Source organism: Rhizobacter sp. P3_B12, from assembly GCF_056402895.1.
This window is the reverse complement of the sequence record NZ_JBFUGN010000328.1, coordinates 1-5,945: the sequence shown is the minus strand read 5'-3', so window position 1 is coordinate 5,945 and position 5,945 is coordinate 1. Positions and strand designations below refer to the sequence as shown.

Sequence of the window (5,945 nt, the reverse complement as noted above, 5' to 3'; positions counted from 1 at the left end):
GCGCAGCACGAAGCGGCGCACGCGCCCGTGCAGCCCGCCGCTGCGCGCCTGCACCGGCAGCCCTTCGAGGCAGCGGAACAGCTCGTCCGACAGCGCCTGCGCCCACGCATAGCGCTGCGCCGGCTCCTTCTGCAGCGCCTTGCGCACGACCGCATCGAGATCGCGGTCGGCGCGCGCGCCGGTGGGCGGCGGCTCGGTCTCGCACACCTCGCGCGCGAGCGCATGCGCCGCATGCTCGCGGTAGGGGCTGCGGCCGGCCAGCAGCCGGTACAGCAGCAGCCCGAGCGCATACACGTCGCTGGCCGGCGTGAGCGCGAGCCCGCGCACCTGCTCGGGGCTCGCGCACGACAGCGTCATCGCCGCCGCGGCCGGCTCGCCGATGTGGCGCGCGATGCCGAAGTCGACCAGCCGCAGCGCGCCGGACGGCGAGACCAGCAGGTTCTCCGGCTTCAGGTCGGCATGCACGATGCCCTGCTGGTGCAGGTAGTGCACGACCTCGCAGACCTCGCGCATCAGCCGCAGCCGGGCCTGCAGGTCGAGGTCGGTGCGTTCGCAGTGGCGCGTGATCGGCTCGCCGTCGGCCAGCGCCATCGCGAGATAGGGCTGGCCGGCCGCGGTGACGCCGGCATCGAGCAGCTTCGCGAGCTGCGGGTGGTCGAGGCCGGCGACGATGCGCTGCTCGCGGCGGAAGCGCTCGAGTGCTTCAGGCGAGCTCGGCGTGGCCAGCTTGATCGCGACCTGCTGCTCGAACTGCCCGTCGTCGCGCGCCGCGCGCCAGACCTCGCCCATGCCGCCGCGGCCGAGCGGTGCGACCAGCCGGTACGGGCCGAAACGCTGGCCGGTGAGGGCGGTCGGGGCGCGCTCCATGTCAGGTGCAGCGCTGCAGCGCCGCGCGCGCCGCGCCCGGGCCGATGTCGGTCGGGTCGAGCAGGCGCTGCACGTCCTCGAACATCGGCAGGCTCTGCCGGAAGCGGGCGCAGGCCCCGGTGGCGTCGCCCTGCGCGCGCAGCGCCTGGCCGAGCTGGTAGTACGCGAGGCCGTGCAGGTAGTGGGTGACGATGTCGCGCCGGATGCCCTCGGGCAACGCCTCGAAGGTGGCGACCGCCGCGGCGGCCGTGCCGCGGCTGGCGGCCGCGTCGCCGGCGGCGAGCTGCGCCTCGCTGAGCCGCACCGCCGCGCCGGCGCGGTCGGCGTTGAACTGCGGGCTGTTCGGCTCCTGCTGCGCCAGGCGATCGAGCATCGCGATCGCGCGGCGGTGCAGCTCCAGCGCCTTGCCCGGCTGCTTCAGCCGCACCAGCGCGCGGCCCATGCCGTGGTACTGGATCGCGAGCGTGCGCGTCAGCTTGGTGTCGTTCGGCTTGGCATCGGCCATGCGCTGCAGCAGCGCCGCGCCCTTGCCGTACGACTCCAGCGCGAGCTGCGCGCTCTGCGGCTGCAGGTCGTGGCCGAGCAGCGTCATGCCGCGCAAGCCGTAGGTGGTGGCCAGCGTGTTGGCGGCGATCGCGTCGGCGGGCTCGCGCACGAGCAGCGCCTCGAGCTGCTGCGTGGCGGTCGCGGTCGACGCGAGGAAGGCCTCGTGCTGGCCGGCCTGCTGCTGCGTGCTGCCGAGCTCGGTGTACAGCGTGGCGCGCAGCCGCAGCAGCCGCGGGTTGTCGGGCTCGGCGGCGATCAGGTCGTCGGTGATCGCGATGGCCTGGCGCAGCGACCCCATGCCGTCGTCGTTGCGGCCCACCGACGTGAGCAGCGCGCCGCGGCTGCCGTACAGCAGCGCGAGCTCGCGCTGCGCGGCGCGGAAGTTCGGATCGCGCCGCCGCGCCGGCGTGCCCAGCGGCTCGGCCAGTGCGATGCCGCGCTCGTAGCTCGCGAGCGCGGCCACCGGGTCGCCCAGGCTGGCTTCGGCGTTGCGGCCCTGCAGCTCGGCGATCTGCCGGTAGCCGCCGGCCAGCTCCAGCTGCAGCGCGGCGTCGCCCTGCAGCTCGGCGCTGAGCTGCTGCAGGTAGTTCAGCGCGGTCTGCACGACCAGCTGGCGGGCCTGCGTCGATCCGGGCAGGTCGCGGATCGCGTTGTTGACGTCGAGGATCAGCGTGTTGGTGAGCTTGCGCACGCTCGCGAAGTGGCGCTCGGCGCGCTCGCGCTGCACGTTGGCCTGCCAGGCTTCGTACGCGGCGATGCCGATGCCGGCCGTCAGCGCGAGGTTGGCGACCAGCGCCGCGCCGACCATCGCGCGGTGGCGCAGCACGAAGCGGCCGGCGCGGTAGCTCCAGGCGCCGCGGCGCGCATGCACCGGCAGGCCTTCGAGGTGGCGGAACACGTCGTCGGCCAGCGCTTCGGCCGACGCGTAGCGGTGCGCCGGCTCCTTGCGCAGCGCCATCAGCACCATCGCGTCGAGGTCGCCGCGCAGCTGGCGGCGCAGCCGGCCGCCGTGCGGCACCGCATGGCTCGGGCGCGGTGGCTCGGTCTCGCAGATCGCGCGCGTCAGCGCGTAGCTGTCGGTGGCCTCGCCGTAGGGGCTCGCGCGGGCCAGCAGCCGGTACAGCACGACGCCGAGCGCGTAGATGTCGCTGGCCGGCGTCAGCGGCTCGCCGCGCACCTGCTCGGGGCTCGCGTAGTCGGGCGTCAGCACGCGCTGCAGCGTGAGCGTGGGCTCGCTCGCCGCGCCGCCCTCCGCGGGCGGCCCCAGCCGCTTCGCGATGCCGAAGTCGACCAGCTTCACGACGCCCTGCGGCGTGACGAGGATGTTGGCCGGCTTCAGGTCGCGGTGGATCACGCCCTGCCGGTGCGCATAGTCGACCACCAGGCAGACGCTGCGGAACAGCTGCAGCCGCTGCGGCAGCGCGAGCGCCTGCTGTTCGCAGTGGAAGTCGAGCGCGATGCCGTCGACCAGCTCCATCACGAAGTACGGCTCGCCCTCGGGCGTGAGGCCGGCGTCGAGCAGCTTCGCGAGGTTGGGGTGGTCGAGCGACGCGAGGATGCGGCGCTCGGCGTCGAAGCGCGCCAGCAGCAGCTGCTGGTCGCCGCCTTCGCGGATCAGCTTGATCGCGACCCGCTGCTCGAACTGGCCGTCGTCGCGCTCGGCGCGCCAGACCTCGCCCATGCCGCCGCGCGCGATCAGACCGACCACGCGCCACGGCCCGAGGCGGCGGCCGATCCAGTGGCGCGACGCATGCGCGTCGAGCGCCTGCAGCAGTTGCGCGGCGGGCTGCTGGTCGAGCGGCGTGTTGTCCGGCTCGGCGGCGGCGAGCAGCGATTCGAGCTCGGCCTGCAGGGCCGGCTCGCCCACGCAGCTGCGCTGCGCGAAGCCGGCGCGCTGCGCGAGGGGCAGCGCCAGCGCATCGGCCACCAGCGTCTTCAGGCGTTGCCAGCGCTCGGCATCCATCGTCACGCTCATCGCAATCCCTTCAGCGGCGCGCGAGGCGCTGCGCGGCCTGGGTCAGCTGCACGCGGTTGCGCGCGGCGAAGCGGCGGCGCAGCTGGCGCATGTGGTAGTCGACCGCGTGCGAGGACAGCTGCAGTTCGCGCGCGATCTGCTTGTCGCTCGCGCCATGGGCGAGCTGCAGCAGGATGTCGCGCTGCACCGGGTTCAGCACCTCGTCGCCCGGCTCGGCCGGACCCGAAGGCGGCCAGCGCGTGTGCTGCAGGTAGAACTCGTGCAGGCACAGGCTGAGGTTCAGCAGCTGGCCGAGCACCGCGTCGCCGATCCAGGTGCTGCCCGGCGTGCGCGACAGCAGGCTCAGCAGCCAGCGCTCGTCGGCACGGCGGCCCGGCAGCGCGATCAGTGCGCCACTCTGCATGCCGGTGGCGCGCAGGTCGGCGACGAAGCGGGCGAACCGGGTGCCGGTGCCGGCATCGCTCCACTGGTCCAGCGACCAGATGGATGGCAGCGACGACTGCAGCGCCTCGCGCCAGCGCGGGTCGACCTCGTGGTGCTGCTGCGCGAAGTAGCGCTGCAGCCAGTCGGCATCGATCAGGCTGGTGCAGAACGCGGCCGGGCGCCAGCCGGCTTCGTCGCGCACCAGCGTGCCGCAGGCGAGCCATTCGAAGCCGAGCGCCTGCAGCAGCGCGCGCACCGTGCGGTGGCGCTCGCACGGGCTCTCGGCGGCCAGCAGCGCCGTCAGCAGCGACGGCCGCCGCACGCTGCCGCGCGGGTGCGGCTCGATGCGCGGCGGCTCGGTGTGCAGCAGCACCGGCGGCGGCGGACGCAGCACCGGCGGCCCGTGCTCGGCGGCCTGCAGGTGGCCGAAATTGCTGTCGATGTCGGCTTGAATTGCGGCATTCATCGCAACGCTCCCGGAGTTCTCGTCTCCCCTAGGGCGCAAGCCCGGCGCGAAGCGGCTCATGCAATGTGTGTCGAAGCGTATCGGCGTGCCGCTTCGGCACGGCTCAGCGGATCGCCAGCTCGCGCAGCAGCCAGGCGCGCGCGCTGGCCCATTCGCGCTTCACGGTGGCGGGCGAGATCTCGAGCGTGGCCGCGGTCTCGTCGACGCTGAGCCCGCCGAAGAAACGCAGCTCGACGACGCGGCTCTGCTGCGCATCGAGCTGCTGCAGCCGCGTGAGCGCCTGGTCGAGCGCGAGCACGTCGAGCGCCGGCGTGTCGCGCGGCGCGAGTTGCGCGATGGCGGCTTCCGACAGATCGTCCAGCGGCACGTGCACCTGGCCTGCGCCGCGCTTGCCGGCGCCGCGCGCACGCGCATGGTCGACCAGGATGTGACGCATCACTTTCGACGCCAGCGCGAAGAACTGGGAACGCGAGGCCCATTGCACCGGGCGGTCGTCTGTCAGGCGCAGGTAGGCCTCGTGCACCAGGCCGGTGTTCTGCAGCGTGTGGTGGGCGCGCTCGTGGCGCAGGTGGCGGCCGGCCAGGCGGCGCAACTCGTCGTACACCAGCGGCAGCACGTGGTGCAGCGCGTGCGCATCCCCGTCGGTCCAGCGCCGCAGCAGTTGCGTCACCTCGCCGCCCGGTACCGCATCGTTCGAGGGTCGATCCACCACGCGTCCTCCGGACAGTGCGTCCAGGCTGCCGTCAGGGCGTGGCTTGCGCGCTGACCAGCCGCCCGGTGCGCGCCTGGAACGCGCAGCGGTAGGTGAACGGGATCGAGTTCATGCCGGGCGCGCGTTCGACGGCGCCCTGGCCATCGAGCCAGGTGCCATCGTCCGGCGCGGGCTGCAGGCGGCGCGTCTCGGCATCGAAGGCGATGCGGCCGACGCGCGGGTACTTGTCCTTCAGCGTCGCGGCGATCGCGGTCTCGCAGGCGTCGGGCGAGACCTTGCTGAGGTCGGGCTCCCAGGCCTTCTCGACGAGCGGACGGGTGCTGCCGGTCTCGCGGAACACGACGCCCGAGGTCTCGTTCGATTCGGCGTTGTAGGCGCAGCGGTAGGTGAAGCCGTGCACGCCGGTGGCCGTGGTCTTGTAGCGGCCGGCGCCCTTGACCGTGGTCTCGTCGCCGGTGGCCGGCAGCAGCGAGCGCTGTGCGGCGAGGAACTCGATGTCGCGTGCTTCCTTGCCGCGCATCTCGCGGATGGTGTCGGCGACGGCGGTCTCGCAGCGTTCGGCAGGCTTCGGATCGGTCGACGCGGGGGTGGAGGCGGCCGGGGCCGGGGYGGCGAGCACGACGCGGGCCGTGGACAGCAGGATCAGCAAGGGCAGGGACCGGATCAGGCGCATGGGACGACAACGTGGGAGATGAGAGCAGCGGCAAGGGTACACGCTGCGACGCGCGAGGGGAACCGCTGTTGCAGGTTCAGGTGTCGTCACCGGTGGCGGCCGAGCGGCGCGCGTGGTGGCGCTGCACCTTGGCGCGGTTGCCGCAATCGCCCATCGAGCACCAGCGGCGCGGCGCGCCGCGGCTGTCGTCGAGGAACAGCCAGCCGCACAGCGGCCCGGCGCACAGCCGCATGCGGGCGGCGCGCGGCGAGCAGAACAGCGCCAGGCCCTCGCGCGCCAGCAG

General features: G+C 73.7%; 6 protein-coding genes. All 6 read right to left on the bottom strand.

All coding sequences use genetic code 11. From position 1 onward, the window contains the following. The coding region (locus tag AC1D01_RS17460; protein ID WP_477868426.1) for a serine/threonine-protein kinase at window positions 1–867 on the bottom strand (867 nt) is incomplete at its 3' end. 1 nt (window position 868) lies between these two features. After that, the gene (locus tag AC1D01_RS17455; protein WP_477868424.1) at window positions 869–3,388 is read right to left on the bottom strand and encodes a serine/threonine-protein kinase; all 2,520 of its coding nucleotides are present in this window, start codon (window positions 3,386–3,388) and stop codon (window positions 869–871) included. A gap of 10 nt (window positions 3,389–3,398) precedes the next feature. Continuing rightward, entirely contained in the window at window positions 3,399–4,277 is an 879-nt protein-coding gene (locus tag AC1D01_RS17450; protein ID WP_477868422.1) for a helix-turn-helix transcriptional regulator, read from the bottom strand. 103 nt (window positions 4,278–4,380) lie between these two features. Continuing rightward, complete coding sequence (locus tag AC1D01_RS17445; protein WP_477868420.1) at window positions 4,381–4,986, bottom strand: sigma-70 family RNA polymerase sigma factor; 606 nt, start codon at window positions 4,984–4,986, stop codon at window positions 4,381–4,383. A 34-nt stretch (window positions 4,987–5,020) separates the two neighbouring features. Further along, window positions 5,021–5,638, bottom strand: a complete 618-nt coding sequence (locus tag AC1D01_RS17440; RefSeq protein WP_477868418.1) for a hypothetical protein — start codon at window positions 5,636–5,638, stop codon at window positions 5,021–5,023. A 100-nt stretch (window positions 5,639–5,738) separates the two neighbouring features. Continuing rightward, window positions 5,739–5,945, bottom strand: a 207-nt coding sequence (locus AC1D01_RS17435; protein ID WP_477868416.1) for a CGNR zinc finger domain-containing protein, incomplete at its 5' end; no start/stop codon positions are given.